The sequence below is a fragment of the Halomonas sp. H2 genome (assembly GCF_050215315.1).
Taxonomy (GTDB): Bacteria; Pseudomonadota; Gammaproteobacteria; order Pseudomonadales; family Halomonadaceae; genus Vreelandella.
The window spans coordinates 2,273,540-2,299,743 of sequence record NZ_CP189760.1; the positions used below are offsets into that span (position 1 = coordinate 2,273,540).

Annotated in this window: 27 protein-coding genes; 13 read left to right on the plus strand and 14 right to left on the minus strand. The window is 53.7% G+C overall.

The features are described from left to right. Positions 1 to 5 precede the first annotated feature (5 nt). The 4 genes from ACQE2I_RS10560 to pepQ are packed head-to-tail and all read left to right on the plus strand — an operon-like array spanning position 6 to position 4,386. Positions 6 to 1,022, plus strand: a complete 1,017-nt coding sequence (locus ACQE2I_RS10560) for an ABC transporter ATP-binding protein (protein WP_427028068.1) — start codon at positions 6 to 8, stop codon at positions 1,020 to 1,022. Then, positions 1,019 to 2,098: an ABC transporter ATP-binding protein gene (locus tag ACQE2I_RS10565; protein ID WP_427028069.1), complete on the plus strand. Its 1,080-nt coding sequence runs from the start codon at positions 1,019 to 1,021 to the stop codon at positions 2,096 to 2,098. Before ACQE2I_RS10560 ends, ACQE2I_RS10565 begins: the two co-directional genes overlap by 4 nt. Positions 2,099 to 2,132: 34 nt before the next feature. Next, positions 2,133 to 3,044, plus strand: coding sequence for a LysR family transcriptional regulator (locus ACQE2I_RS10570; RefSeq protein ID WP_427028070.1), 912 nt, complete (start codon positions 2,133 to 2,135; stop codon positions 3,042 to 3,044). A 43-nt stretch (positions 3,045 to 3,087) separates the two neighbouring features. Then, positions 3,088 to 4,386: a Xaa-Pro dipeptidase gene (pepQ, locus tag ACQE2I_RS10575; RefSeq protein WP_427028071.1), complete on the plus strand. Its 1,299-nt coding sequence runs from the start codon at positions 3,088 to 3,090 to the stop codon at positions 4,384 to 4,386. 88 nt (positions 4,387 to 4,474) lie between these two features. On the opposite strand, the gene ACQE2I_RS10580 is transcribed toward pepQ, so the two are convergent. Together ACQE2I_RS10580 and ACQE2I_RS10585 are read right to left on the minus strand one after the other, a co-directional pair. Next, positions 4,475 to 5,077, minus strand: coding sequence for an OmpW/AlkL family protein (locus tag ACQE2I_RS10580; protein ID WP_427028072.1), 603 nt, complete (start codon positions 5,075 to 5,077; stop codon positions 4,475 to 4,477). A gap of 553 nt (positions 5,078 to 5,630) precedes the next feature. Continuing rightward, entirely contained in the window at positions 5,631 to 7,445 is a 1,815-nt protein-coding gene (locus tag ACQE2I_RS10585) for an NAD(P)-binding domain-containing protein (RefSeq protein ID WP_427028073.1), read from the minus strand. 290 nt (positions 7,446 to 7,735) lie between these two features. Between ACQE2I_RS10585 and ACQE2I_RS10590 the strand changes: the two genes are divergently transcribed. The 3 genes from ACQE2I_RS10590 to ACQE2I_RS10600 all read left to right on the plus strand — a co-directional run bounded on the left by ACQE2I_RS10590 (position 7,736) and on the right by ACQE2I_RS10600 (position 11,867). Further along, positions 7,736 to 9,718 carry a sigma-54-dependent Fis family transcriptional regulator gene (locus tag ACQE2I_RS10590; RefSeq protein WP_427028074.1) on the plus strand — a complete coding sequence of 661 codons (1,983 nt, stop codon included), beginning with the start codon at positions 7,736 to 7,738 and terminating at the stop codon, positions 9,716 to 9,718. 109 nt (positions 9,719 to 9,827) lie between these two features. After that, positions 9,828 to 10,682, plus strand: coding sequence for an AAA family ATPase (locus ACQE2I_RS10595; RefSeq protein WP_427028075.1), 855 nt, complete (start codon positions 9,828 to 9,830; stop codon positions 10,680 to 10,682). A gap of 3 nt (positions 10,683 to 10,685) precedes the next feature. Continuing rightward, positions 10,686 to 11,867: a vWA domain-containing protein gene (locus ACQE2I_RS10600; protein WP_427028076.1), complete on the plus strand. Its 1,182-nt coding sequence runs from the start codon at positions 10,686 to 10,688 to the stop codon at positions 11,865 to 11,867. Between the two features lie 24 nt (positions 11,868 to 11,891). Here the strand turns inward: ACQE2I_RS10600 and ACQE2I_RS10605 are convergent, their stop codons facing one another. Beyond that, positions 11,892 to 12,425 (minus strand): cytochrome b, encoded by a 534-nt coding sequence (locus ACQE2I_RS10605; RefSeq protein WP_427028077.1) that lies wholly within the window; start codon positions 12,423 to 12,425, stop codon positions 11,892 to 11,894. 122 nt (positions 12,426 to 12,547) lie between these two features. Beyond that, a complete protein-coding gene (locus tag ACQE2I_RS10610) occupies positions 12,548 to 13,111 on the minus strand; it encodes a hypothetical protein (RefSeq protein ID WP_427028078.1) in 564 nt (187 codons plus the stop codon). Positions 13,112 to 13,282: 171 nt separating this feature from the next. Between ACQE2I_RS10610 and ACQE2I_RS10615 the strand changes: the two genes are divergently transcribed. Then, positions 13,283 to 13,681: a RidA family protein gene (locus ACQE2I_RS10615; protein ID WP_427028079.1), complete on the plus strand. Its 399-nt coding sequence runs from the start codon at positions 13,283 to 13,285 to the stop codon at positions 13,679 to 13,681. On the opposite strand, the gene ACQE2I_RS10620 is transcribed toward ACQE2I_RS10615, so the two are convergent. Together ACQE2I_RS10620 and ACQE2I_RS10625 are read right to left on the minus strand one after the other, a co-directional pair. Beyond that, positions 13,641 to 15,107 carry a cobyric acid synthase gene (locus ACQE2I_RS10620; RefSeq protein WP_427028080.1) on the minus strand — a complete coding sequence of 489 codons (1,467 nt, stop codon included), beginning with the start codon at positions 15,105 to 15,107 and terminating at the stop codon, positions 13,641 to 13,643. The two genes, ACQE2I_RS10615 and ACQE2I_RS10620, sit on opposite strands and share 41 nt — an antisense overlap. Before the next feature lie 102 nt (positions 15,108 to 15,209). After that, a complete protein-coding gene (locus tag ACQE2I_RS10625; protein ID WP_427028081.1) occupies positions 15,210 to 16,064 on the minus strand; it encodes a bifunctional transcriptional activator/DNA repair enzyme AdaA in 855 nt (284 codons plus the stop codon). Positions 16,065 to 16,234: 170 nt separating this feature from the next. Between ACQE2I_RS10625 and ACQE2I_RS10630 the strand changes: the two genes are divergently transcribed. The 3 genes from ACQE2I_RS10630 to ACQE2I_RS10640 all read left to right on the plus strand — a co-directional run bounded on the left by ACQE2I_RS10630 (position 16,235) and on the right by ACQE2I_RS10640 (position 18,462). Then, positions 16,235 to 17,155: a glutaminase gene (locus ACQE2I_RS10630; RefSeq protein WP_427028082.1), complete on the plus strand. Its 921-nt coding sequence runs from the start codon at positions 16,235 to 16,237 to the stop codon at positions 17,153 to 17,155. A 127-nt stretch (positions 17,156 to 17,282) separates the two neighbouring features. Further along, positions 17,283 to 17,843, plus strand: coding sequence for a DUF1206 domain-containing protein (locus ACQE2I_RS10635; protein ID WP_427028083.1), 561 nt, complete (start codon positions 17,283 to 17,285; stop codon positions 17,841 to 17,843). Between the two features lie 16 nt (positions 17,844 to 17,859). Then, on the plus strand, positions 17,860 to 18,462 hold the full coding sequence (locus ACQE2I_RS10640) for a YqaA family protein (RefSeq protein WP_427028084.1): 603 nt from the start codon (positions 17,860 to 17,862) through the stop codon (positions 18,460 to 18,462). Positions 18,463 to 18,484: 22 nt separating this feature from the next. Here the strand turns inward: ACQE2I_RS10640 and ACQE2I_RS10645 are convergent, their stop codons facing one another. From ACQE2I_RS10645 to ACQE2I_RS10655, 3 genes are all read right to left on the minus strand, one after another. Beyond that, on the minus strand, positions 18,485 to 18,802 hold the full coding sequence (locus ACQE2I_RS10645) for an antibiotic biosynthesis monooxygenase family protein (RefSeq protein WP_022523120.1): 318 nt from the start codon (positions 18,800 to 18,802) through the stop codon (positions 18,485 to 18,487). A gap of 124 nt (positions 18,803 to 18,926) precedes the next feature. Further along, positions 18,927 to 19,715 carry a slipin family protein gene (locus tag ACQE2I_RS10650; RefSeq protein ID WP_427028085.1) on the minus strand — a complete coding sequence of 263 codons (789 nt, stop codon included), beginning with the start codon at positions 19,713 to 19,715 and terminating at the stop codon, positions 18,927 to 18,929. A 46-nt stretch (positions 19,716 to 19,761) separates the two neighbouring features. After that, a complete protein-coding gene (locus ACQE2I_RS10655; RefSeq protein ID WP_427028086.1) occupies positions 19,762 to 21,120 on the minus strand; it encodes an NfeD family protein in 1,359 nt (452 codons plus the stop codon). Positions 21,121 to 21,609: 489 nt separating this feature from the next. On the opposite strand from ACQE2I_RS10655, the gene ACQE2I_RS10660 reads away from it, so the two are divergent. Further along, a complete protein-coding gene (locus ACQE2I_RS10660; protein ID WP_427028087.1) occupies positions 21,610 to 22,353 on the plus strand; it encodes a class I SAM-dependent DNA methyltransferase in 744 nt (247 codons plus the stop codon). 61 nt (positions 22,354 to 22,414) lie between these two features. On the opposite strand, the gene ACQE2I_RS10665 is transcribed toward ACQE2I_RS10660, so the two are convergent. The 4 genes from ACQE2I_RS10665 to ACQE2I_RS10680 all read right to left on the minus strand — a co-directional run bounded on the left by ACQE2I_RS10665 (position 22,415) and on the right by ACQE2I_RS10680 (position 24,780). After that, positions 22,415 to 22,903: a DUF1456 family protein gene (locus ACQE2I_RS10665; protein WP_427028088.1), complete on the minus strand. Its 489-nt coding sequence runs from the start codon at positions 22,901 to 22,903 to the stop codon at positions 22,415 to 22,417. A gap of 94 nt (positions 22,904 to 22,997) precedes the next feature. After that, a complete protein-coding gene (locus ACQE2I_RS10670) occupies positions 22,998 to 23,420 on the minus strand; it encodes a tetratricopeptide repeat protein (protein ID WP_427028089.1) in 423 nt (140 codons plus the stop codon). 199 nt (positions 23,421 to 23,619) lie between these two features. Then, a complete protein-coding gene (locus ACQE2I_RS10675) occupies positions 23,620 to 24,045 on the minus strand; it encodes an N-acetyltransferase (protein WP_427028090.1) in 426 nt (141 codons plus the stop codon). A gap of 309 nt (positions 24,046 to 24,354) precedes the next feature. Then, positions 24,355 to 24,780 carry a VOC family protein gene (locus ACQE2I_RS10680; protein ID WP_427028091.1) on the minus strand — a complete coding sequence of 142 codons (426 nt, stop codon included), beginning with the start codon at positions 24,778 to 24,780 and terminating at the stop codon, positions 24,355 to 24,357. Positions 24,781 to 24,879: 99 nt separating this feature from the next. Here ACQE2I_RS10680 and soxR point away from each other — a divergent pair, with 99 nt between their 5' ends. Continuing rightward, the gene (gene soxR, locus ACQE2I_RS10685; protein ID WP_427028092.1) at positions 24,880 to 25,359 is read left to right on the plus strand and encodes a redox-sensitive transcriptional activator SoxR; all 480 of its coding nucleotides are present in this window, start codon (positions 24,880 to 24,882) and stop codon (positions 25,357 to 25,359) included. Between the two features lie 113 nt (positions 25,360 to 25,472). On the opposite strand, the gene ACQE2I_RS10690 is transcribed toward soxR, so the two are convergent. Beyond that, positions 25,473 to 26,075: a GNAT family N-acetyltransferase gene (locus ACQE2I_RS10690; protein ID WP_427028093.1), complete on the minus strand. Its 603-nt coding sequence runs from the start codon at positions 26,073 to 26,075 to the stop codon at positions 25,473 to 25,475. Positions 26,076 to 26,204: the final 129 nt, after the last annotated feature.

The window sequence follows — 26,204 nt, forward strand, 5'->3', positions numbered from 1 at the left end:
ACACCATGGCACTACTTGAAGTCAACAACCTCGATGTCCGTTTTGCGCTGCGCCAGGGAGAGGTGCACGCCCTGCGGGATATCTGTTTCAGCCTTGAGCGCGGTGAGCGTTTGGGTATTGTCGGAGAGTCCGGCGCAGGCAAGTCGGTTGCCGCGTTCTCGCTGCTCAACTTGATTGCCAAGCCGGGCTTTATCGCCGGCGGCACGATAACGTTTGATGGTCAGGTGCTTAACCGCATGTCTGAGCGCGGCCTGCGTAAAGTACGCGGCAATCGCGTTTCGATGATCTTCCAAGATCCAATGATGACGCTCAACCCGGTGCTTTCTATTGGCGATCAGATGGTCGAGTGCTTAAAAGCGCATCGGCGCACCTCTTCCAAAGAGGCCCGCGCCATTGCCCTGGATAAACTTCGCCAGGTACAAATTCCGTCGCCGGAGACGCGTCTGGACCAGTATCCCCACGAGCTTTCAGGCGGTATGCGCCAGCGGATTATTATCGCCATTGCCCTGCTGCTCGACCCCGACATTATTATCGCCGACGAGCCCACTACAGCGCTTGATGTAACCATTCAAGCCGAGATCATGGCGCTGCTGCTGGATCTCTGCGAGCAGCATAACGTGGGGCTAATTCTGATCACCCACGACCTGGGTGTAGTCAGCCAAGTCACCCAGCGCATGCTGGTTATGTACGCCGGCCGAGTAATAGAGCAAGGCCCAACCCGGGAAATTATTAATGACCCGCAGCACCCCTATACTCAAGGGTTAATCAACGCCCTGCCACAGATGGCCACACCCGGCGAAAAGCTTAATCAGATTCGCGGCAGCATGCCGTCGCTGTCTAATTTGCCTAGCGGCTGCGCGTTTCATCCACGCTGTGATTTTATTAACCGTGCCGATGGTCAGCCGCGCCCTGCGTGTACCCAGCAAGTGCCCGAGTTTGTCGAATCCGGCAACTGCCAAGTGGCATGTCATATGGTGGCAGAGATGCTAGAAGACCGCCGTTTGAAGGAGGAAAGCTCATGAGTGCGCAGGCCGAAACCCTCGCGGCTAATCCCTTATCCAGCCTCGCGCATGGTCAGAACGAAGAGAGCGCTGATTCGCTGCTGCAGATCCGCGATCTGAAAAAGCGCTTCTCTCTCTCAGGGGATTTTCTCGACCAGCTACGTTTCAAAGGCGGCAAACTGGTTCGCCATCAAGAGCATGTCCACGCGATTAATGGCGTTAACCTGGACATCAAACGCGGTGAAGCGCTGTGCGTGGTGGGTGAGTCTGGCTGCGGCAAATCTACCGTGGCGCGCACCGTTATGGGGCTACTCACTCCATCGGAAGGTGAGATTCGCTACGACGGCAAGCGCATCGATAACTTAAGCTCGCGTCAGTTGCTGCCTTACCGCAAGCGTATGCAGATGATTTTTCAGAACCCTTATGCGTCGCTCAATCCGCGCATGACTATTCAGCAGACCCTGGAAGAGCCGCTGCGCCTGCACCACCCTGGCTGGAAACGAGAACAGATTCTCGACAAGGTTGGCGAGGTTATGCGCTCGGTGGGTATCGACCCTGACTGGGGCAAGCGCTTTGGCCACGAGTTCTCAGGCGGTCAACGCCAGCGTATCGCGATTGCCCGCGCCCTGGCCGTCGACCCTGAATTTATCGTTGCCGACGAGCCTATTTCCGCGCTGGACGTATCCATTCAAGCCCAGGTACTCAACCTGCTAATGGAAGCTCAGCAAGAGCGCAACCTGACTTATCTGTTCATCACCCACGACTTAGCGGTAGTCGAGCACTTTGGTACCCGTGTGGCGGTGATGTACTTAGGCACGGTATGTGAAATTGCCACCACGGCCACGCTGTTTGAAAAGCCGCGCCACCCTTATACTCAAGCACTGCTTTCGGCGATTCCGCGGTTAAAGGATGATCGGCCCCAGCATATTCGGCTAACCGGCGAAGTTCCGACGCCGGTTAATTTGCCTAGCGGCTGCGTGTTTCATGGCCGCTGCCCATATGCCAACGCACGCTGTAAACAGGAGATTCCGGTGTTGCAAACACAGCATGACGGAACCCGTGTGGCGTGCCACGCTGTTGAAGAGGGGCGCCTGTGAGGCGGCTATTGATTCCTGCATTAAGAGGTAGCGCATGGAAATTCGCTGGCTAGAAGATTTTATCGCCCTGGCCAGAACCCGGCACTTTTCTCGCGCAGCAGATGATCAACACGTCACACAGCCCACCTTCTCCCGACGCATTAAACTGCTTGAGGAGGAGATGGGCGTGACGCTGATTAATCGTCAGACGCTGCCGCTCTCGCTCACTCCGGCAGGAGAGGAATTTTTAACCTTGTGCGAGCAGGTGACCGAGCGCGTGCGGCTAACCCGTGATCGTGTGCGCGAAATCAGTGCCGGCCAGCAGCGGCGGGTTATGGTCGCCGCGCCGCAAAGCCTACTACCGCACTTTTTACCCGAGTGGCTGGCATCTACAGGCTGGCAAGAGCGCGTGCAGCCCTACTTGCGGGCGACCGGCTGGGAAGCTAGCGACTATTTTCAAGCGTTGGCACGTGCCGAGTGCGACTTGGCGATCTGCTATTGGCCGATCGGGCGCTGCGATCTGGATATCGACACCAGCGCCTGTACCTACCGGGTCATTGGCCATGAAAGGCTGATTCCGGTAACCGGACTCACTGCAAAGGGCGCTCCCTGCGCATTATTGCCAGGGTCACGCCAACAACCGGCCCCTTGTCTTGCCTACCCCAAGCGCGGACTGCTTGGGTCCGCCGTTAAGGCGCATCTTGCCAGGCTGCCACAGAGCACCTATTTAACGGCGCAAAGCGAAAACCTTTACGCCGCGGGGATAAAAGAGCTGGTGCTGCTTGGTTACGGTATGAGCTGGTTGCCTGAGCGCAATGTAGCCGCTGAGCTTGCTCAGGGCACGTTGGTGAGAGCGGGCGACAGCCGCTGGGATGTGCCCATGGAGCTTCGCCTTTATCGCCATCAAAGCCATCGCCATGCTGAGCTAGACGGATTCTGGAGCGAACTCGCACCGCCACGTGCCTGAACGCGTACTTGAGAAAGCTTACATAAGAGAAGGCACAGCTTATATGTCAAACACCTTATTTACTTTGCAACTTGAGCATATTGCACACCTACAGCGTGCTTATGCGAGCATTTTGGCTGAGCATAAGCTTGATAGCCTAGCGATTTACAGCGGTCATGCCAGCGTGCACTTTGCTGACGATCATACGCCCCCTTTTCAGACCTATGGCCATTTTATGCACTGGGTCGGATTAGCCGACGTACAGCACAGCTGGCTGATTGTCCAACCTGAAAAGCGTCCCCAGCTGTATTTATACGCGCCAGCGGATTTTTGGCATTTACCCACGCATCTACCCGATGAGCCGTGGGTAGAGGCGTTCGATATACACCTTTGTAGTGACAAAAACACTCCGCCCTTAACGGGCCAGACTGCGATGATGGGTGATATTGAGTCACTGGCCATTAGCACCCAGCCGATGCCAAACGTGGCACGACAACCAGAGGCACTGGTCACGGCTCTTGATGAACTGCGACTATTCAAGACGCCCTATGAGATCGCCTGCATCCGTGAAGCCAACCGTTTAGCAATCGCAGGACATCAGGCAGCTCAGGCCGCATTTATTGGCGCTTCCGGTGAACTGGATATCCAGTTGGCCTACTTAGGGTCTAGCCGTCAGCGCGAGTCAAACGTGCCTTACCAAAATATTATTGGCTTAAATGAGCATGCAGGCGTGCTGCATTATCAGCATTACGACCTTCACGCACCCAAGCAGCGCTATAGCCTGCTAGTCGATGCAGGCCGTCGTTTTCGTGGCTACTGTGCCGATATTACCCGCACTTACGCGGGCCCCGATGCACCCGCTGTGTTTGGCGAACTGGTGACCGCCATGATTGGTTTAAAAGCAGAGTTGGTGAGAGGCGTGGCCCCAGGGGTTAGCTTCCTCGCGCTGCACGAGCAAATGCATCATCACCTGGGCGAAATTTTGGTGGCAAATGATGTATTTAAAGGCACCGCTAAACAAGCGGTTGCCGAAGGCGTGACAAGGGCTTTCTGCCCACATGGGTTAGGTCACTCTTTGGGCTTACAAGTGCACGATGTGGCCGGATTGCGCAACCCTGACGGTACGCCAGCGCCTGCCCCAGTAAAGCACCCAGCCCTGCGGCTTACACGTACACTGCGCCCAGGCATGGTCGTTACTATTGAACCCGGGCTGTATTTTATCAATATGCTGCTAGAACCGCTGCGTAACACATCCTTGCCTCTTAACTGGCCATTGATTGACCAGCTCTCTTCCTGCGGCGGCATCCGCATAGAAGACAATGTGGCGGTAACAGAAAGCGGCTACGTTAATCTAACGCCCTAGTGCTCTGACTCTCCGCTTTTCAAGCGCTGAAACTAACAATGCCCGGCACATGGCCGGGCATTGAATTTCGTCAGACTATCAAGCGAAATTAGAAGCGGTAAGTGATACCGCCACCAAACGTCGCAGGCTCGATATCGACTTCGCCACCAGCACCACCATTGATGTCTGCATTAACATCGGCATAGCTTGCGTAACCATTAAGCATGACGTTGTCAGTCACGGCCAGATCTACACCTACTTGACCAATCGCGCCGTAGCTCTCATCAATGCTGACACCTGTCGGCTCGCCTGAGAAACGCGTGTAATTAAGACCAGCACCTACATAAGGCTGAACTTTGGAATCCAGGCCACCCATCGGGTAGTAGTTAACTAATAGGTTAACAGGCAGACGATCTACGCTACCCACATCGCCTAAAGCAGCCGTATTCAAATCATGCTCGAATTTTTCAGAGCTGTTGAGCTCAACGCCCACCTTATCGGTAAACAGGTAGCCAGCACCGAAAGTGAAGCCGCGAGCGCTCTGCACGTTCAGTGAATCACCATTCAGATTGCCATTACCTGAACCCGTGTCCGTTTGGGCAACGCCACCACGGACGAAAACGTCACCGGCGTTATAAGCGAGCGCCGCCTGGCTTGCCAGCGCAAAACCAGCAGTGATAACAGCAGCAGAAATCAGTTTCATATTACTCATCAGGGTCATCCTCTCTATGCAGCGCATGTTCCTTGCGCTTGGGATTGCGGTACCAGACATCCGGCGTACCTATACAGTATATAGTATTAGAACACCGTTTCCAAACATCCTGTAAAACATCGTTATAAGTAAAATCACCCTGCTAGTTTTGCCTCTTCATAAAATCCCGGCATAAAAAAAGCCCCCCGAAGGGGACCCAGGTGGAGCACGCCAGCTCACTCGGTTTATTGCTACCAGCCGGTAGCAACGTGGATGAAGAAGGAAAAGAAGCCAAGTGGTTAATTGCGCCTCTCTATTCACCCATCCTTTGCCATACATACTGCGACCTGCATGCCAATTTTTTAAATATTGTTAAAAATCACACACTTAATAAAAATACACATAACAAGCATCAAGCTCCTACGCACTGCAGCAAACAAAGTGCACCAGTATCGAGCACTTTGAGGCCTCTTTGCATCACAAAGCATCATGTGTATGTGTTTACGCTTGGGAATCCTCAGATTTACGGATACAGGCGATTTGAAGGGATCACCAATATGGCTTTCCCTTCCTGTTAAGACGTATGGTGAACCGGCTGCAGACCGTAGACAGGCGTTTCCAGCCCCTCCATGCGGGCCTTTAACTGCAGCGCCAAATAGTGTGAGTAGTGCCGTGACTGGTGCAGGTTGCCGCCGTGGAACCACAGCGCCTCTTGCTGGGTGGGTTTCCACATATTGCGTAGCTCGCCCTCCCACGGGCCGGGGTCTTTGGTGGTATCGGAGCCTAAGCCCCAGCATTTGCCGACCTTATCCGCGACCTCTGGGGAGATAAGCCGTGCCGCCCAGCCATTCATGGAGCCATAGCCGGTGGCATAAACGATCAAATCTGCCTCTAGCTCACTGCCATCGGTAAGGGTGATGGAGTGAGGGTTGATGCACTCAATGCCTACGCCGCTGCGTAACTTGATATCGCCGCTGGCGACCAGATCGCAGGCGCCCACATCGATGTAGTAACCCGAACCCCGGCGTAGATACTTCAAAAACAGCCCGGAGTCATCGTCACCGAAGTCGAGCAGAAAACCCGCATCTTCCAGCTTTTGATAAAACTCGGCGTCGCGCTGTTTGATTGCCTCAAACGCCGGGCGCTGAAAGTCCGGCAGCACCTTGTAGGGGATCGAGGCAAAAATCAGGTCGGCTTTTTCAGTGGTAACCCCGCCGGCAACGGCTTCTTCCGAATACAATGGCCCGAGCACTTCCTCCATCAACGAATCCGACTTAACGATATGGGTGGATGAGCGTTGCAGCATGGTCACATCGGCGTCGTGCTCCCACAGCGCGGCGGCAATATCGTGGGCCGAATTATTGGCGCCAACAATAACGCACTTCTTATCTTGGTAGGCATCCGGCCCTGGATGCTGGCTGGAGTGCTGCTGCTCGCCTACAAAGCTTTCCGCACCTGGAAAGGTCGGCACATTAGGCATCCCCGACATCCCGGTGGCCATCACCAACTGCTTGGGTCGCAAGGTGATCGCTTCGCCGTTGCGCGTTACGTTCACCACCCACTCGCCTGCGGCTTCGTCGAAGCGCGCATTCTGACACTCAGTAGAACTCCAATAATTTAGCTCCATCACCTTTGTGTACATTTCCAGCCAATCACCCACTTTGTCTTTGGGCGCAAACACCGGCCAGTTTTCAGGGAAAGGAATATAGGGCAGGTGGTCGTACCACACCGGATCGTGCAGGCAGAGCGATTTATAACGCTTGCGCCATGAGTCCCCCGCGCGCTCGTTGCGTTCGATAATAATAGTCGGCACGCCCATCTGCTTTAGTCGTGCACCCAAACCAATACCGCCCTGCCCCCCGCCAAGAATCACGCAGTAGGGTTGTTGTGTGTAGCCAAGCTCCGTTTCTTCGCGCTCCCGTGACTCTAACCAGGTTTCACGCTGTTTATTGGCACCGTGCTCAGCCCCTTTGGGGCGGTTATGATTACGCGGTTCAGGATAGTCTTGCAGTGACTGCATTGTGGTTAGCAGCGTCCAGCATTTACCCTCTTTCAGCCGCAGGTAGCCTTTACCTTTGGCTACAGCGGTCTCAAAGGTGAACCATGCCTCGGCGATATTGCCATTTTGAGTTGCTTCGCCCTCTAGCTGCCAGTTCGAAGGCCGTGCGTTCTCCAGGGTGGCATTGAGCATGGTTTGGATATCATCTTGGCCCTCGCTGGTTTTTAAATTCCAGGTGAAGGTAAGGAAGTCGCGCCAGTAGCACTCTTCATTAAACAGCGCGAGCACACCCTGAATATTCTGGGCTTGCAGCGCCTTATCAAAATCATTCAGCCACCCTTGAACAGTGGCCGTGGCGGTGTGCTGGGTTTGTGCCGGTATCTCGGACATAGCAGGTACTCCATCGTTTGTTATTGTTGAATTTCTTGTGAGACACCCAATCCTAAGCACCTGTCGTGCCAACTACTTAATAAAAACCATAATATATTGAAAAATATAAATAAATTTTAAAAGCAGTTGTCGATTAACCATTGAACAATGGCGTACACCTGTCACATCTAGTTGTAAACAACGTTACAGGTGTAACGCAGGACTAACGGCTTAGTAGCGCTGCGTTGACACCCACGCCAGAGCGCATAGGCTGGAAGGACAAAATAACAAGCCCCACGGTGAACCACGCCATGCCCACTCGAGCGCCCCTGCCTGCACGGCTGCAATCCGTCCAGCGCCAGCATATCGAGCATATTTTCCAGCTCGGCGAAGGCTTGGAAATGCCCCAGCTACCAGCCCAGCCGACTATTCGACGCTCCTGGCTGCGCTGCCTAAACGAGTACCAACTCGACCCCACCCAGCCCCGCCCAGCCCGGGTGGTGCCCCAGCAAATCCTGATTGAGCACCGGGAATCCGTGGATGAACTACTGCACGTGGCAAGAGCCGGGGTTGACCAGCTTTATCAGCAAATTGCTCAACTAGGCTACGTGCTGCTGCTCACCGACCACCGCGGGATAACCGTTGAGTTTCGTGGTGATCCCAACCAAGACCAGCAACTGCGCAAAGCGGGGCTCTATCTCGGTGCCGATTGGGACGAACGCTTCGCGGGTACCTGCGCAGTAGGCACTTGCCTACACGATCGTCAGGCGATTATCTGCCATCGTCAGGAGCACTTCGACGCCTCGCATATTTCGCTTACCTGCACTGCCGCCCCCATCGCCGACCCGCAAGGCAACGTCATGGCAGTGCTAGATATATCCGCACTGCAATCACCTACCCAGCATGAGAGCCAAAATTTTAGCCTCTCGCTGGTAACGCTCTACGCGCGCATGATTGAGGACGCCTATTTTCTGCGGCGCTACCGCGACTGTCTGATGGTGCGGCTGGATACCTCGCGAGAGTTTGTGCATGTAAACGGGCGCGGACTCATCGCCATTGAAGAGAACGGGCAGGTGATTGCTGCCAACGCAGTGGGTCGCGAATTGATTGCCGAACACCAGCGCCGCTGGCCGCTCTGGTCGCTAGACCCTACCCCCAGACTAGGAGAACTGTTCGAGTGTGAGATCACCGATGTTCTCAGCATCAACAGCGCCACCGACGATCAGTTGCGCGCTTTTCGTGCCAGGGTCGACAACACGATTTACTTTATTAGTTTGCTTGAACCGCGCCGCCCTCGCCCTGCCCTGCAAGCTCAATCGCTTCCTTCCAGCCTACCGACGCCACTGGCACGCTTAGGCGCCGACGACCCCGCCATGCGCAAAGTGCAGAAGCTGGCTGAGCGGTTGCGCAATGAAGCCAGCGTCAATGTGCTGATTAGCGGTGAAACCGGCACCGGCAAAGAAGTGGTTGCCCGTGCACTGCATGACAGCGGCACCCGTGCTAAGAAGCCCTTTATCGCGGTAAACTGTGCCGCCATTCCCGAAGCGCTGATCGAAAGCGAGCTGTTTGGTTACGAGCCCGGCGCCTTTACTGGCGGGCGCGCCAAAGGCATGCCCGGGCTGATTCCCCAAGCCCACGGCGGCACACTGTTTTTAGATGAAATCGGCGATATGCCGCTGGCACTGCAAACGCGCTTGCTACGCGTGCTGGCAGAACGGGAAGTCATGCCGCTAGGTGCCAATACGCCTGTGAAGATCGATATTCGGGTGATTACCGCCACCCACCGTAATATCAATGCAATGATTGAGCAGGGCGATTTCCGCGAAGATCTCTATTACCGCCTTAACGGGGCCCAGCTGCACCTTCCCGCGCTACGCGACCGCGCCGATAAGCTCTATGTTATCCGCCGTGTGTTTGACGACATTATCCAAGAGCGCGCATCCAATCGATCAATGCGCCTGCGCGCCGATGCCATCAGCGCCCTACTCGCCTACGCTTGGCCCGGCAACATCCGTCAGCTAAAGAATGCCCTGGCCTTCGCCCTGGCAACTTCAGAAAGCGACGAAATCACCGTTCATGACTTACCCGAGCAGTGCTTAGGCCAACGCATCACGCGGCAGGTAACTCCCCTGACTGCAGACGCTAGTAGCGGCACCAACCACACCTTGCTGGAAATGCTCAAGCAGCAGCATTGGAACATTAGCGCCGTGGCTCGCATGTTGGGGGTTTCGCGACCAACCGTATACCGGCAAATGCAGCGCCAAGGCATAGTCCCGCCAAATTGGCAGGGCTAAGCGCCAATCTGTTAATCAGCTAGTTGGCCTTGGGGTTTACCCTCACGTACACTTGTTTGAATCCGTTTATCCATTTATAAACCCGCTTTCGACAAGCCGAGGCTCTCCCATGGCGTTTGAATCCACCTCTTCCTATATCGCAACCGATGCGCTTAAACAGGCGGTAAATGCTGCCGTGGTGCTCGAGCGACCGCTATTGATCAAAGGCGAGCCGGGCACCGGCAAAACCCTGCTGGCTGAAGAGTTGGCTGAGTCCCTCGATACTCAGTTGATTACCTGGCATATCAAATCCAGCACCAAGGCGGCCCAGGGGTTATACGAGTACGATGCTGTCAGCCGTCTGCGGGATTCCCAGTTAGGCGTTGAAGGTGTAGAGAACGTCGCCAACTACATCAAGCCCGGCAAGCTGTGGGAAGCCTTTACCGCCAATCAACGGGTGGTGCTACTGATCGACGAGATCGACAAGGCCGATATCGAATTCCCCAACGACCTGCTCCAAGAGCTGGATCGGATGGAGTTCCACGTTTACGAGACCGGTGAAACCATCCGCGCCGAACAGCGCCCGATAATCATCATCACCTCAAACAACGAAAAAGAGCTGCCGGACGCGTTCCTGCGCCGCTGTTTTTTCCACTATATAGAGTTCCCTGATCGCGAGACCATGCAGGCGATTGTCGATGTACACTTTTCTAATATCGCCCCCAAATTGGTCAGCGAGGCATTGGAAGTCTTTTTCGAGCTACGTAAAGCGCCAGGATTAAAGAAAAGGCCCTCAACGTCTGAACTAGTCGATTGGCTCAAGCTACTGATGGCTGACGATATTGCCCAAGAAGCGCTCTACAACCGCGACCCAGCCAAAGCACTGCCGCCGATGGCCGGCGCACTGATTAAAAATGAGCAGGACACCCAACTGCTTGGGCGCCTGGCGTTTATGATCCGTCGCCAGAAAGGCACAGGCCGCTAAGCCATGTTTATCGGCCTATTCGAAACACTAAAGCGCGCTGGGGTTCCGGTGTCGCTACGCGAGCTGCTGGATCTACACGCCGTGGTGGAGCGCGGTGTGGTGTTCGCCGACATGGAAGCTTTCTATCAAGTGGCCCGCACGGTGATGGTCAAAGACGAGCGCCACTTTGACCGCTTTGATCGTGCCTTCGCCGCCTGGTTTAAAGGCCTGGAGGACATGGACGCCGCCATTGAGGCGCTGATTCCCGATGACTGGCTACGCCGGGAATTTGAGAAGCAGCTGACTGACGAAGAGAAAGCCAAGATTGAATCCCTGGGCGGCCTCGAAGAACTCATTGAGACGTTTAAAAAGCGCCTAGAGGAGCAAAAAGAGCGCCACGCGGGCGGCAATAAATGGATCGGCACCGGCGGCACCAGCCCGTTTGGCGCCTACGGCTACAACCCGGAAGGCATCCGTATTGGCCAGGATGGCTCACGCCACCGCCGCGCCACCAAGGTATGGGACGAGCGGCGTTTTCGTGATTACGATGATTCACTGGAATTAGGCACGCGCAATATCAAAATGGCGCTGCGCCGTCTGCGTAAGTTTGCCCGTCAGGGGGCACTTGAAGAGTTCGACGTGGATAGCACCATTCGAGAAACCGCTAAAGATGCGGGACTGCTCAACGTGCAGATGCGCCCAGAACGCCATAACACGGTGAAGGTGCTGCTGTTTTTGGATGTGGGCGGCTCGATGGATGACCATATTCGCGTCTGCGAGGAGCTGTTCTCTGCCGCCCGCTCAGAGTTTAAGCATCTGGAGCATTACTACTTCCATAACTGCCTGTACGAAGGGGTGTGGCGCAATAACCTGCGCCGCGGTAACGAGCGCATCCCGACCATGGACGTGCTGCACACTTACGGCGCGGATTATCAGGTAGTGATTGTCGGCGACGCGGCTATGTCGCCTTATGAGGTCACCCACCCCGGCGGTAGTGTAGAGCACTTTAACGACGAAGCGGGCGGCGTGTGGCTTAAGCGTCTATGCGGTACGTTTCCCCGCCTGGCGTGGCTTAACCCGATGCCGACCCGAGCCTGGGAGTACACCTACTCTACCCAACTGATCCGCGAGGTCATCGATGACCGCATGTACCCCATGACCATGGAGGGTCTGGAAACCGCCATGCGCGAGCTAGCGAAGAAGTAGTCTATTTATTTATCCGGCCATTTTTTATCTGGCCATGCGCGTTAGCACGTCGTGATTGGTTAGCCTGCGGTGCAAAATGGCCATCACGATGTGCCCTACGATCAGCGCTAACAGTGTCCAGCCCAGCTCACCGTGGAGCAAGCCGCCCAGATCCGTCATCCAGGTGATTTCCTCACCTTCAAAACCTGGCATCAACGTAATGCCAAACACCTCAAGTGAGCGGCCCGAACCGTACTGGCGAATAAGCGCAATCGTCGGAATCGCCATCATCAAGCCGTAGAGCGCAAGATGGCCAAGCGTTGCCATTACGCTGACCGGTGGCGGGCGGCGTGACGCGTTGACCAACGCCCACAACGCCCTCAATACAACAAACGTTAGCAGCAGAATACCCACCGGATAATGGGTGCCCCAGAAGAACTCTTCGAAGGGCGTGTCTGGAAACAACCAACGCGCCGTGGCGCTAGTAAACTGCCAAGCAAACAGTAGCGCCATACCCCAGTGCAACAAGCGACTAATCACACCGTAACGTTGGCTGTTATCCATAATCGGTAGTGCCATCAATGCCTCACCTTTATATAAGCTAATCAAGCTGACCAGCTTATCGAACTGAAACGAAAAAAATATGACCAGAGCGTGCAATCTGGTTGCATGAACTGAAATGCAGCGTTTTCTGAGAGCTATTAAAGCGTTTGCGGAAAAGCGTTTAAGCCCTGCAAAAAAGCCTGTTTAGCCTCATCAAATGCTTTCGGGTCGTGTTTGAAACGCCGCAGGATCAGCGCTTCATCTAAACTCAGGGTAGCCGCCAGTTCGCCAACGCTTTTGGCGGGGTGGCGTGCGCCTAAACCGATGCGCTTTCCATCCGCTCCACCAAACCAGCGCTTAATGCCACTTTTTTGATAGAACGCCTCTTGTTCGGCAGTATCAACGTCAACTCGCAGCGGTGCCTTCAAGGTAAGCTCGCTGATCAAACGCTGCTGGGCATCTGCATGGCCAAGCGCGCAGGCGTGGGTCACTGTCATGCCCTCGCCCTCTTCGTCCAGCACTAGTAGCGCCAGCGCTTGAGGCTTACCCTGACCATCAACGGCGGCAAACAGACGCGCGGCTTGTTGAGGGAATAACACATTACAGGTCCCGGTAAACACGACCAGCGGCGTTAGACCCGCCTGTTGCCCGTAAACCTCAGCGCATAATCGCGCCAGACAGGCGTTGCGCTGGGCCTCTGCGTTAACGTGTACGACCTTCATTTAAATCATCCTCACCGACTAAAAAGCCGCAAGCCTAGAGTAATTATCGCCGTTTTGACAGCGCGACATGCCTCACCGCGGGATCCATTCATTTTTACTGATACTGAACACTACTGTTAACAACCTGTCGAAGAGAACTGTAAGCGTGAACATCACTTAGAAGGAGCTAGTATGCCCACCTTTATGAATGACCCTACCATGCCCACACCAAGCTTCCCCGGTAGCCACATGGTAGTCGATGATCACTATGTGTTTATTTCAGGACTGACCGTTGACGATCTCTCTAACGGCCACGCAGTCAAAAGCGACGTTAAAGAAGAGACCCGCCTTGTGATGCGCGCACTATCGCGCATGCTTGAAATGGAAGGCGGCAGCTTAGCGGACATATTGCGGGTGGATATCCACCTCACGGATCTACACGCTATCCAAGACATGGACACTGTTTACGCGGAGTACTTTGAACCTGGACGCTACCCTGCCCGCACCTGTACCGAATCCCCTAGCCTCTACGGAGGAAGCAGTATTGAAATCACTGTGATGGCGAAGCGCCCACATCAATCAACGCAATAACCGCCTCAATATCAATGTGGGCTTCCAGCATATCGGCTAAACGGTCAAGCTCACGCTCCCGGTGAGCTTGATAGTCACTCTTATCAGCATTAATCAGGCCGAGCTGCTTTAGTAGGGCTTGGCAGGCCTCCGGGTGGTCAAATAACCCGTGCAGGTAAGTACCGATTATTTGGCCATCTTTGCTAACGGCGCCTTCTGGGCGTCCATTTAAATCAAACAGCGGCGAACTAAGCGCAGCCCCCTCGCTTACGCCGTTATGGATCTCATAGCCAGTAACGGTAGCGCCCTCTGCCACCGTTAAACCACTCACATTCCGCAGTTGCTTTCCCGCCACCATGCGGGTGGTAAGAGGAAGCAGTCCTAATCCTGCTACTTTTCCAGGTTTTCCCTCCAGGCCGTCAGGGTCATCTACCCATTCACCCAACATTTGAAAGCCACCGCAAATACCTAACACCTTGCCGCCGTAGCGCAGGTGGCGCTGAATGGCGTTATCCCAACCCTGTTGCTTTAACCACGCCAAATCGCTCGCGGTACTTTTACTACCGGGCAGAATGATCACATCGGCGGCGGGTATCGGCTGGTCGGGCCCCACAAAGGTCAGCGATACCTGTGGGTGCAACCGCAGAGGATCGAAGTCAGTGTGGTTACTGATGCGTGGCAGCGCCGGAACGATCACGTTAAGCGTCTGGCTAGCCTTTTCAGCGTGGGTTAAACCAATGCTGTCTTCGGCATCGAGCAGCAGCCCCTGTAAATAAGGCAGTGTTCCGAATACGGGTTTCCCTGTACGCGCCTCCAGCCACTCGAGCCCAGGATTTAGCAGTGCTATATCACCCCGAAAGCGGTTGATAATAAAGCCTTTGGTACGCGCCTGTTCGCTCGCGCTCAATAGCGCCAACGTACCCACCAATTGGGCGAATACCCCACCTCGGTCAATATCCCCCACCAGTATCACTGGGCAATCAGCCGCTTCGGCAAAGCCCATATTGGCGATATCGCCCTCGCGTAGGTTGATCTCAGCAGGGCTGCCCGCACCTTCGGCAACAATCACGTCAAAGCGGTTTTCCAACGCCTGCCACGCCGCCATCACGCTCTCTTTCGCGGTGCGTTTATAGGCGTGATAATCCAGAGCATCCATATGGCCATGCACTTTGCCACGTAAAATCACCTGGGCGCCACGATCGGTTTCTGGCTTTAACAGTACCGGGTTCATATCACTGTGGGGCGCTAAATAGCAGGCTTGCGCCTGTAACGCCGTGGAACGGCCAATCTCGCCGCCGTCCTCGGTCACGGCGCTATTCAGCGCCATGTTCTGGGGTTTAAATGGCGCGACCGATACTCCACGCCTTGCCAGCACGCGGCAAAGGGCAGCCACCACAGTGCTTTTACCCGCATCCGAGGTGGTGCCTTGAATCATCAGTGTGGCCATAAAGCGATCTCGCCCAGGTGAACAAGAGCGAGACTTTAGCGGGAGGGGCTTAGGGGTGCAATGGCATCAAACGGGCAACTTACACTGCTCAGAAATATTTGCTTAGATATACCCCGCCTCACTCTTAGTAGTATCCAATTGCGCTAACTCCCAGGCTTGCACCATCTGCTTTTTCTCCAACCCCCAGCGGTAACCTCCGAGTGCGCCGCTTTGCTGAATTACCCGATGACAGGGAATCCATAGCGCGACCGGGTTGGCACCCACCGCGTTGCCCACTGCTCGGGAAGATTTTGGCGTGCCCAACGCCTGGGCGATATGCGAGTAACTGGCCAGCTGGCCTTCGGGGATCGTCAGCAATGCCCGCCATACGGCGATTTGGAAGTTGGTGCCGGTCACATGTAGTGACAAGGCGGCGGCGCCCTCTTCGGGTTCGGAAAATAGCGCGTCTACCGCGTAGCGGGTGGCTTCAGGAGTGTGCTGAAACGTGCTGCGCGGCCACTCTTTGGCAAGCCGTACCAGCAAATCTTCGCTACGGGTGGCATCGACAAAGCCCATTCGGCAGATGCCTCGGGGCGTTACCGCCACAAACATACTACCTAGCGACGTTTCATGAACCCCATAGGCAATCTCCACGCCTTCACCTTGGCGCTTATACTCCCCAGGCGTGACAGCCTCTAACTGCACAAAGTGATCGTAAAGCCGCGAGCCACCGCTTAGTCCCAGCGTATGAGCAATATCCAGCAATGAGGTTGACGACTGCATCAGTTGCTTGCCGCGCTCCAACGTCAGCGCCTGCAAAAAGCGCTTAGGGCTAATACCCGCATAACGACAAAAAATTCGTTGAAAATGAAAGGCGCTTAAATGAACGTGAGCAGACACGGTTTCCAACTTTGGCTGCTCCGCCGCATGGGCCACCATATAGGCCATGGCCTTTTCGATACGCGCATAATCATTCATTTTTCTTCTCTCTAGCCGTCGCATAATGGGCTGGGCAAATAGTTATACGGGTAGCCTAAGCGATTAAGGCGTTATTACCGACCCGAATCTTGCTAACTGCTATAGCAGACAGCCCCACACTTTTCCGCTAGGGTGATGCCCCGCCTCAACTGACGGTACACGATTAGCCCATGCAAGACTTGATCAATGAGATTGCGGCTGCCATGGCCCAAGCAGAAGAGCGCGGCAAGGTCGCAGACTATATCCCCGAGCTTGGCCATGTTGACCCTCAACAGTTTGCCATTTCACTGGCCACCGTGGATGGCAGAGTTTACTCGGCTGGGTGTGCCACAACGCCTTTCTCGATTCAGAGTATTTCGAAAGTATTCACGCTGACCATCGCGCTTGGTCAAATGGGCGATTCATTATGGACAAAAGTCGGCCGAGAACCTTCAGGCGACCCTTTCAACTCCATCGTTCAACTCGAACACGAAAGCGGAAAACCGCGTAATCCGTTCATAAATTCCGGAGCCATTGCGGTGGTCGATGCCATCATGATGGGCCATGAACCCAAAGAAACGCTGGGCGAGCTTCTCAGCTTTGTGCGCTATATCGCCGATGACGACAGCATCTGTTTCGACCATGTGGTGGCGGCTTCAGAGATGGCCCACCGTGACCGCAATGCCTCACTGGCGCATTTTATGAAGGCGTTTGGCCATCTTCGCCATGATGTGGACAAAGTACTGGGCACCTATTTCCATCAATGCGCTATTGCCATGAGCTGTCAGCAGCTCGCCCATGCTGGCCTGTTCTTGGCCTCCGATGGCGTTAATAAGCCCAGCGGCATTCGCGTTGTAGCGCCCCAGCGGGCGCGGCGTATCAATTCATTAATGATGATGTGCGGGCACTACGATGCCTCCGGTGAATTCGCCTTTCGCGTCGGCTTGCCTGGCAAAAGCGGCGTAGGTGGCGGCATTCTCGCCATCGCCCCAGGCCACGGCTCAATAGCGGTGTGGTCACCGGGGTTAGACGCCTACGGCAACAGCCTGTTAGGCACTCAAGCGCTAGAAATGTTTGTGCAGCGTACCGGCTGGTCGGTGTTTGGGCATTGAAAGTTTTGGCTTAATCTTCGCAGTAACTACTACGCATTTCCACCTATGTCTCCTAAGCTAGACAAGAGAAGGCCACTCTCACAGTATTGGCGACCCGCCGTATACGGATATTTCACAACGCCATTATTTGTCAGGAGGACACCATGGTAGCGGCGCCAAAGGCTTGGCTATCCGCGCAGGCTTAATGGTGAGTGCGGTTACCCATATGATGCTGGCCTTTTTTGCCGCAAGCCTGATCTTCCAATTTGGCGGCTCTTCTGGGGGTTCCGGCGGCGGCTCGCAAGGCATGGCGGGCTGGTTGATGCAGCAGCCTTTTGGCCGTTGGCTAGTGGGTGCCGTTGGCCTAGTGATGATTGGCGCAGGCATCGCCCATGCGATTAAAGGCTACAAAGCCAAATTTCATAAAAACTTCGATATGCCTAAGCGTACACAGCAGTGGGCCTACCCTGTGTGCCGTTTCGGCTTAGTGATTCGTGGCATAGTGTTTGTGATCGTGGGCAGCTTCTTTATCATTGCGGCCTACCAGTTCAACCCTGATCAAGCGGGTGGAACTGCCGAAGTATTTAGCACGCTGCGTAGTCAAGCTTACGGACAATGGCTGCTGGCAATTGTTGCCGTCGGGTTATTTGCGTTCGGTCTTTACAGCCTACTGGCGGCTATTTATCGCCGCATTAATCCCGCTTCTTAGACGAAACAATACCACCATGGCCTTCACATCAAAGCGTACCAAGCAGTGGTTCGAGCGCATTAATGGCTCGAAAAATATGCTGTGGTTACTTGGCATCCTCTCCTTTCTGGAAACCATCATTTTGCCAATTCCTATTGAGTTGGTATTGATCCCGTTAATGGCCGTCAATAAGCAGCGCATTTGGCTGCTTGCCACCGTCACCACCGCAGGGTGCTTGGTCGCATCACTGGTGGGTTACAGCATTGGCTTGGTGCTATACCAGTCGGTGGGAACGTGGTTTATTGAATTCATGGGCATGGAACAGAGCTACCAATCTTTCCAATCCTATTTCGATCAATACGGTTTTGCCGCGATTTTAGCCATTGGCATACTGCCGATCCCCTTCCAGGTGGCGATGATTACCGCCGGACTTTCCGGCTACCCGATCATGCTGTTTGCCCTGGCAACATTAATGGCCCGTGGCTTGCGCTATTTCGGCTTGGCTTGGCTGGTTCACCGCTTTGGCCACCGTGTTCTGGTACTGTGGAAACGCCATGCCTTGGTAACCAGTTTGGTGGCAGGGGTTGTTGTACTGGCGGTGGCGCTAGGGATGCAGGCACTGGCTGGGCTGGTGATTTAGGTAACTGAACTGTTAGCAGTCGCTAAATACCATAATCTCGCTCGACTTTGGCGATACGGGTTTTGAAGTGCTGGTACCACTGCTGATGGCCCAACCGCTGAGCCTCTTGATGCTCGGCATGGGCTTTCCACGCTTTAATAGATGCCAAGTCGGCCCAGTAAGAAACCGTTACACCCACTTCATTGCGGGCAGACTCCACCCCTAAAAATCCCGGCTGCTGCGCTGCAAGCTCAACCATTCTTGCCGCCATTGCGTCATAGCCGTTATCGACCTCGGTGCGTAGTGAAGTGAAAATAACGGCGTAGTAAGGCGGTTCAGGGGTAGTGGCAATCAGGGACATGGCATCACCGGGATTCTTGGATCAGGGGCTTCGAAGCATATCCCATGAAACAAAGAATGTATTCAGGGAGCCCACTGCCAGCTGCTGCCAAACCGTACCACAGGCAGTGGGAAGAGCTGTGAGCCTAGGCGTCATCCTGCGCCTTACCAGGCGTCGCTGCCGTATGCTTGGCTTTCATATCCTTGAACGCTTCCATGATGTCCATGGGCAACGGGAAGACAATCGTCGAGGCGTTCTTGTTGCTCATGTCGCTCATGGTTTGCAGGTAGCGTAGTTGCAGCGCGGCAGAGTTTTCCTGCATGACATTGGCCGCCTCGACCAGTTTCTTGGATGCTTGCAGTTCCCCTTCGGCGTGAATCACCTTAGCGCGACGCTCACGCTCCGCCTCTGCTTGGCGCGCAATGGCGCGGATCATGCTCTCATCCAAATCTACATGCTTAATTTCAACATTGGCGACCTTGATACCCCACTCTTCGGTTTGGGTATCGATGATTTCCTGGATATCGTCGTTAAGCTTATCCCGCTCGGAAAGCATCTCATCCAGATCATGCTTACCCAGCACGGAGCGCAAAGTGGTCTGTGCCAGTTGACTCGTCGCCTGGGTAAAATTCTCGACTTGAATGATCGCCTTTTCTGGATCGACGACGCGGAAATAAAGCACCGCATTAACTTTAACAGTGACGTTATCCTGAGAGATTACGTCCTGTTCCGGTACATCCATGGTAATGACGCGCAGATCCACCACCTCCATCTTCTGAATGGCGGGGATCACAATGACTAGCCCAGGCCCTTTCACTATCTGATAACGCCCCAGAAAGAACACCACGCCGCGCTTGTACTCCGGCAGTATACGAATGGAGGCAGCGACCAACATCACCACCAGCACGACAGGAACTAAATACGAAATAATCATTGGACACCTCGTTTAGCAGTGGGTCGGTTATGTCAAAAAGTAGGCACTAGCGGGGCGTCACATATACTGTCAAGCCTTCAAGGCGCATCACCACAAGCTTTCCACCTCGTTTGACTGGCGCATCGCTCACTGCGTTCCAGCGCTCGCCATGCAGCCTTACATGGCCGCTGGTCTCAAAATCCTCCAATGCAACCGCATCTGCGCCGATTAACTGCTCCGCACCGCTGTGTGCCGGACGACGGCGCAGCGTTGCAAAGCGTGTTAACGTCCATAGCATTAGCCCCCCGGACACCAATGCCACACCACCGATTAGCGGTAGCGAAATGGCAAGATGCTCCGCGTCCATCAGCATTACCGAGCCAAGTACAAAGGCAATGATGCCGCCAATCCCCAGCACGCCGAAGCTAGGCATAAATGCCTCGCCCACCATCAGCGCCAGCCCGACCACCATCAGCGCAAGCCCGGCGTAGTTAATCGGCAGCACCTGAAACGCAAACAGGGCGAGCAGCAAGCAAATCAAGCCAATGGTGCCGGGGAACAGGCTGCCGGGACTGGCCAGCTCGAAAACCAGCCCGTAAAAGCCGATGATCATCAAGAAAAAGGCTATGTTGGGATTAGTGATCAGCGATAGCACCTGGGTGCGCCAATCAGGGTCGAAGCGCTCAATGGTGAGGCCTGCGGTCTCAAGCGTGGCATCACCACTTTCCATGACCACGCTCATGCCGTCAATCTGCTCAAGTAGATCGTCAAGATCGCGCGCCACCGCATCGATGACGTTCTGCTCCAGCGCCTCGCTGGCAGTGAGATTGACCGCATTGCGCACGGCCTCTTCAGCCCAATCGGCATTGCGATCATGGCGTTCCGCCAGGCTGCGGATAAAGCTCACCGCATCTTCCATCACCTTGCGTTCCATGGCGCTGCCCTCGCCATCCGACTCCCCAGTCGAATTATCCTCTTCGTCTTCATCGCTGCCGAGCAACCCGCCGCCCATCTGTACCGGCGTGGCCGAGCCGAGATGCGTCGAGGGGGCCATGGCAGCCACGTGGCTACCGTAAAGTAGATAGGTGCCCGCGCTTGCCGCTCGCGCACCACTGGGGAAAACGTACATCACCACGGGAATGTCAGCGTTGAGCATCTCGCGAATCATGTCGCGGGTGGTGTCGACCAACCCGCCGGGGGTATCGAGCTCGACGATTACCACCTCACTGCCCTGCTCGCGGGCTTTATCCAGCCCACGCTCAAAGTAGTCCTTGGTCGCCGGGCCGATGGCACCTTCAATATTAAGCACCAGAACGCTTGGTGAAGCGCTTTGTGCCATGGTCTGCCATGTAAACGACATAGTAGCCATTAGCAAACCGGCAACCATCAACCAGAGCCAGTGCGGTTTGAGAGAAAGGGTTTGCATACCCGCTCCTCGCATTCAACGCCTTGAACGTTCCCGTCTGAATCTGCAGCCTATCCATAGCAACATACACAAGGCTATCTACTCAACGTAGCAGCCAAATTGAGCTTCGTCATGAACAACGTGATGGCAGGATTCGAGGGTAAAAGGAACCTGAACCAAGGCGGCAATGCTGCAAGCCAGAGGTGGTTGCAGTATTTTTGAGGAGTCGGTTAGTACTCGCCGGCGAGACTGAACCGCAGCAAAGTCACGACGCGCTGCACCAATCGTCTGTTCTAACATGTGCGGTGAAAGCGAGCACTCTCGGCATTTAGCAACGACCAGAGAAATCTCGATGGTCTTAGTTATATATCGGTAATCGTCAGCGTTTCTTTAGGGCTGCAAGATGTATTTGCGTAATCGTTAAGCGCCAAGCTGTGCCTGCTTCTCAAACCCAATTCGCTCGTTTACTATGCGCCACCCCAACCTCTTCGCTATCACCATTAGGCCACTATGTCCGTCAACGCGCTCTATACCGACCTTTCTGGCTACTACGATTTGATGTGCGTGGATATCGATTACCCAGCGCAAAGCAACGCCATTCGTAGGTTGCATCAAATTTTTGGTAACGGCGGCAAAAACCACCTAGATTTAGCCTGCGGCACTGGCCCACATGTGCGCCATTTTATCGATGCTGGCTATGCAAGCAGCGGGCTAGATATCAACCAGCCAATGCTGGACATCGCCGCCGTGCGTTGCCCAGAAGCGTACTTCTCGCGGCAAGATATGAGCACGTTAGAGGTGAGTGAACCGCAAGATTTAATCACCTGCTTTTTGTACTCTATCCACTACAACGCTGGGATTGATAAGCTAAAGGCGTGTCTTTCAAAGGTGCATCGCGCACTAAAGCCAGGCGGGATTTTCTGTTTTAACGCGGTCGATAAACTCAAAATCGACAACGATTTATTTGTGACACATACCGCCAAGCAAAAAGACGCTGTGTTCACGTTTCGCTCTGGGTGGCACTACAGCGGGCAAGGCGAACAACAGTCGCTCAGATTGAGCATTGAGAAAATAAATACTCAAGAAACGCAGACTTGGAACGACGAGCACCCCATGGTAGCCATCAGCTTTTCAGAGTTAATCGCCCTCTTGGCACCCTGCTTCGAGGTGCATGTGTTTGAGCATGACTACGAGAGTATAAAGCCCTGGGACACCACCTCTGGGAATGCAATTTTCGTCTGCGTGAAAGCTTAGCCCTCAACTCGTCTAGGCAGAGGGTGTCGTTTGAAAAATGCTCTGCAACGCTACCAGCTCTTTATTCTGAGTGAACGTCTGAGTGGTCGGAGTTTGGCCGCAATTGAAACTGAAGGCCAAGCAAGAAATTGCGTAGTATTTGATCCTTACACTCTCGATAATTCTTATGGCTCGGCTTACGGAAAAAAGCGCTTAACTCATGATTACTCAGCGGTAGGCCGACCAGCTCAAACAAAGCTAAAATATCGTCCGCTTGTAGATTGAGCGCAATGCGTAGCTTTTGGAACACCATATTATTATTCAACTGCGCCTCAGGCGCTGGCTGCGGGCCCTCGCGTTTACCACGTTTAAAGCTAATAAACCCGTTCAGAAACGACGCAAACTCTTTATTTTTCATAGCAACAAAGGCGTCGTCTTCATCCTTCTTCAGCCAAGCAGTGGCCTGCTGCTGAGTCACACTGACCTCGGCCAAGGCGAAGATATCTACGATGGTGCTGTCTTTTAAATCAAAGGTGTAACGTATGCGGCGAAAAATATCATTATTGGTCAAAATAAACTCCTAGTCTTAGGAAAACCTAACTCAGTCAAAAGGTATATGGGGTCATGTTGCTTATAGCTAGCTGCTTGATGACAAACTAGCGAGCTTAGTCGGCTGATAGCGTTTCAAGCAGCTTATCTATTTCTTCTTTCAAATCATTATCTTCAATTTTATTAGCACTAATTTGTGCATTTTGAAGGTTGTTAATAGCTGCGTCCGTCTGGCCTAGCTCAACTTGCAGGGTCGCCATGGAAAATGCAATGGATGACATATGGTCTTTCGAATTGATCGCGACGGCTTTTTCTAGGGCTTTTTCGTAAACAGCCAACGCGTCATCTAGCTCTTCAGTAAAGTCCGCCAGCGTTTCCCACTGCTCTGGGTGATCTTTATCGGTGTTTTCGTTCTCGGTGCAAATAGCTTGTAACTGCGCATAGAGCGCGTCAAAAGCCTCTCTATCCTCTTTATCGGCAGCCTTCATGAGCTTTTCGGCGAGTTCGTAAACCGCTTTGTATATTTTGGTGTTAATCATGAACGACTACCTTTTCTCTATTAAAAACAGTAACAATCAAAAAATTCTGCTGAAAATCAACGCCTTCAACACAGCCACATTTTCTGTGGCCGGCAGCATTATACCCCTTGAGGAAGGCCCTACGGGGGAGCATTTCGCGGTTTTTGGAAGGGGTAGGTATTATCAACTCCGATCTAAGCGGCTTTTCCGCTAATCGTTATTAACAATAATGCTCCATGATGAACTCAGGCTCACCCGTTTGCTCATCAATCTGCTCGCCTAATGAAATAAAGCCATGCTGCTTATAAAAATTGATACTAGGAGCATTCTGGCTGTAGACACTGAGCTGCAAACACGCCCTTCTGCTCTTGGCATCATCCATCAGCGCTGACCCTATCCCTTGGCCCTGAAGGCTTGGTAACACAAAAACGGCTGCCAACGTACTTCCATAGAGGCAGTAAAACCCTGCTATCTGCTCATCAGCTTCATATACAAAGGTTTCCGATACGGGGATGTATACATCACGCATTTCACTAACTTTGGACTGCCAATATTCTGACCCCGCGAAGGAGTGAGCTTTAATCGATGCTGAAAGCCAGATATCCAAAATGTGTTCAATATCCGCCTCCCGGTATTTACGAATCATCTAGATGTTCCTAATGATGGTCAACGGTGCCAAAGGCGTTATTGAAAAGCTGCTTAGCCCTGGATAGGTTTTCACCTGTTCCAGGGCTAGGCAGCTTCATAAATAAGGTGGGAATACTTTGCCTTCCTTAGGGTAAATCTGTTCCTTCCATTGGGTTAAGTAGCGCCCTTCACTTTCTAATAGCCTTGTTGCTATCAATTCCCACTGAAAGCAGATAAGGGATTTTACCAGATTATTCAAAAAATATTTTAAGGTGCATAAAATCTAAATTTATCACCGGTCTGCCCCCTCTTGGGGCTGACCGGCTTATTACTGGGCATCTTGATTTAAATTCCGCTCGGCCGGGATATCGCTCAAATACTCGACAAACTCCACTTCAAAACCGGCCGGATCGACAAAATAGACATTTTTGCGAAACGGCTCTACAGCCCCGGGTTTGGCAATGGCGTAACCCGCGTTATTTAACCTGGCAACAACGGCATCGAGGTTATCGGTCACATAGGCAAAATGGGCCAAGCCAACGCTGTGGCCTTTCAAATCGCGGTTCGCCCCTTCGCCGTGGTCGCTTAATGCCAGGTAATGTTCGTCGTCACCAAAGTGCACCCATTTACGTGGTTTGCCATACCACTCGCCATGGCCTTCATCGCGCACACGCCAGTGCGGGAATACGGCGCGGTAAAAATCCAGCATGGCATCCATATCATCAACGACCAGATTCACGTGTTCCAAGTACATAAGAGTCTCCTTGCATTAGTGGAGAGCACAGGCTAAAACCTCAACATAAGTTGAGGTAAAGCGTTTTTGTGAGAAAATGGCAAAATTCAGGAGTGAGTGATGGCAGAGGCTATTTGGAGTGTCGGTAAGGTCGCCAAGCGCTGCGGCATCAACGTCAGCACTCTGCATTTTTATGAGCAACAAGGGCTGATTCACAGCTGGCGCAATGCGGGCAATCAGCGCCGCTATAAACCGGAAGTACTAAGGCGGATTTCGGTAATCAAAGCCGCGCAGAAGGTCGGCGTCAGCCTGGAAGAGATTAAGCAGGCTTTTGAATCACTGCCCAATAACCGCACTCCGACAGTTGAAGACTGGCAACAGCTTTCAAAACAGTGGCAGCAGATGCTGGATGGCCGCATTGCGTATCTACAATCACTGCGCAACAACCTAAGCGGCTGTATCGGCTGCGGCTGTTTGAGTATGACAAGTTGCCCACTCTATAACCCGGACGACAAGCTGGCTGAATCAGGTAGCGGCCCAGTCCTGCTGGATCAGGCAGAACAGAAAGCGAGAGCCCAAAAAAAGCCAAACGGTGAATAATCTTCCTCAAGCCTTAAGTTTAAGACTCCTAACGTCTGGACTCAGCGCTTGTTTGGAGCGATAGCAGGCAATAAATTTGCTGCAGAGCTGCATCGTTAGGCGCCAGCGCAACGTTACTCACCGGGTGAAGGTCGGCTCAGCAAATCGTTGAGATGTGAGCGCACTTCCGGCCATTCCCCCTGATGTAGGCTATACATGACCGTATCGCGGATTGTGCCATCGCGGCGCAGCTTGTGGCCACGAATCACTCCGTCTTTCTTCGCGCCCAGGCGCTCAATAGCACGCTGGCTCGCAAAGTTAAAATTATCGGTACGCCAACCGACCACGTTACAACCCAGTGTTTCGAAAGCATGCCTCAAAAGCAGAAGCTTACATGTGGTGTTTACATGCGTGCGCTGCGCGCGTTTGGCGTACCACGTAGAGCCAATTTCCACTCGCTTCACAGTGGGCAGAATGTCGTGGTAACTCGTGGATCCAAGCACAGCACCACTGGCCTCTTCAATGACAGCGAAAGCGAGGTGGTGGCCTTCCTCAAAGCTTTTTAGCGCACTATCAATGTAGCCCCGCGTCTCCTCGGGCGCAGGCACCGATGTGATACGGAGGTTCCACAACTCGCCATCCGCAGCCGCAGCGCGCAGGCCGGGTTCATGGTCGAGTGTTAATGGCACCAGCTTAATGCCGTGTGCGGCTAGCGTAATAGGTTTAACAAAGGCCATGGCAACCAGTTATCTCTTCGTGGAAAAAGGGGCGATCTGCCGCTACTCAGCATGTGCGGCTTTGTAACCAATCATTTCAATAGCATAGCGTAAGGGTATAAAAAGTGTAGGGTTATAAAACAAGCCGTT

What these genes read in the sequence shown, in the direction of transcription:
- ACQE2I_RS10605 (WP_427028077.1), bottom strand. Translation starts at nt 12,425, where the DNA reads ATGGCACTACCGATTATGGATAACAGCCAACGTTACGGTGTGATTAGT.
- soxR (WP_427028092.1), top strand. Translation starts at nt 24,880, where the DNA reads ATGGCAGAGGCTATTTGGAGTGTCGGTAAGGTCGCCAAGCGCTGCGGC.
- ACQE2I_RS10615 (WP_427028079.1), top strand. Translation starts at nt 13,283, where the DNA reads ATGCCCACCTTTATGAATGACCCTACCATGCCCACACCAAGCTTCCCC.
- ACQE2I_RS10585 (WP_427028073.1), bottom strand. Translation starts at nt 7,445, where the DNA reads ATGTCCGAGATACCGGCACAAACCCAGCACACCGCCACGGCCACTGTT.
- ACQE2I_RS10630 (WP_427028082.1), top strand. Translation starts at nt 16,235, where the DNA reads ATGCAAGACTTGATCAATGAGATTGCGGCTGCCATGGCCCAAGCAGAA.
- ACQE2I_RS10670 (WP_427028089.1), bottom strand. Translation starts at nt 23,420, where the DNA reads ATGATTAACACCAAAATATACAAAGCGGTTTACGAACTCGCCGAAAAG.
- ACQE2I_RS10620 (WP_427028080.1), bottom strand. Translation starts at nt 15,107, where the DNA reads ATGGCCACACTGATGATTCAAGGCACCACCTCGGATGCGGGTAAAAGC.
- ACQE2I_RS10655 (WP_427028086.1), bottom strand. Translation starts at nt 21,120, where the DNA reads ATGCAAACCCTTTCTCTCAAACCGCACTGGCTCTGGTTGATGGTTGCC.
- ACQE2I_RS10565 (WP_427028069.1), top strand. Translation starts at nt 1,019, where the DNA reads ATGAGTGCGCAGGCCGAAACCCTCGCGGCTAATCCCTTATCCAGCCTC.
- ACQE2I_RS10610 (WP_427028078.1), bottom strand. Translation starts at nt 13,111, where the DNA reads ATGAAGGTCGTACACGTTAACGCAGAGGCCCAGCGCAACGCCTGTCTG.
- ACQE2I_RS10680 (WP_427028091.1), bottom strand. Translation starts at nt 24,780, where the DNA reads ATGTACTTGGAACACGTGAATCTGGTCGTTGATGATATGGATGCCATG.
- ACQE2I_RS10600 (WP_427028076.1), top strand. Translation starts at nt 10,686, where the DNA reads ATGTTTATCGGCCTATTCGAAACACTAAAGCGCGCTGGGGTTCCGGTG.
- ACQE2I_RS10580 (WP_427028072.1), bottom strand. Translation starts at nt 5,077, where the DNA reads ATGAGTAATATGAAACTGATTTCTGCTGCTGTTATCACTGCTGGTTTT.
- ACQE2I_RS10560 (WP_427028068.1), top strand. Translation starts at nt 6, where the DNA reads ATGGCACTACTTGAAGTCAACAACCTCGATGTCCGTTTTGCGCTGCGC.
- ACQE2I_RS10650 (WP_427028085.1), bottom strand. Translation starts at nt 19,715, where the DNA reads ATGATTATTTCGTATTTAGTTCCTGTCGTGCTGGTGGTGATGTTGGTC.
- ACQE2I_RS10595 (WP_427028075.1), top strand. Translation starts at nt 9,828, where the DNA reads ATGGCGTTTGAATCCACCTCTTCCTATATCGCAACCGATGCGCTTAAA.
- ACQE2I_RS10675 (WP_427028090.1), bottom strand. Translation starts at nt 24,045, where the DNA reads ATGATTCGTAAATACCGGGAGGCGGATATTGAACACATTTTGGATATC.
- ACQE2I_RS10625 (WP_427028081.1), bottom strand. Translation starts at nt 16,064, where the DNA reads ATGAATGATTATGCGCGTATCGAAAAGGCCATGGCCTATATGGTGGCC.
- pepQ (WP_427028071.1), top strand. Translation starts at nt 3,088, where the DNA reads ATGTCAAACACCTTATTTACTTTGCAACTTGAGCATATTGCACACCTA.
- ACQE2I_RS10590 (WP_427028074.1), top strand. Translation starts at nt 7,736, where the DNA reads ATGCCCACTCGAGCGCCCCTGCCTGCACGGCTGCAATCCGTCCAGCGC.
- ACQE2I_RS10570 (WP_427028070.1), top strand. Translation starts at nt 2,133, where the DNA reads ATGGAAATTCGCTGGCTAGAAGATTTTATCGCCCTGGCCAGAACCCGG.
- ACQE2I_RS10640 (WP_427028084.1), top strand. Translation starts at nt 17,860, where the DNA reads ATGGCCTTCACATCAAAGCGTACCAAGCAGTGGTTCGAGCGCATTAAT.
- ACQE2I_RS10645 (WP_022523120.1), bottom strand. Translation starts at nt 18,802, where the DNA reads ATGTCCCTGATTGCCACTACCCCTGAACCGCCTTACTACGCCGTTATT.
- ACQE2I_RS10690 (WP_427028093.1), bottom strand. Translation starts at nt 26,075, where the DNA reads ATGGCCTTTGTTAAACCTATTACGCTAGCCGCACACGGCATTAAGCTG.
- ACQE2I_RS10660 (WP_427028087.1), top strand. Translation starts at nt 21,610, where the DNA reads ATGTCCGTCAACGCGCTCTATACCGACCTTTCTGGCTACTACGATTTG.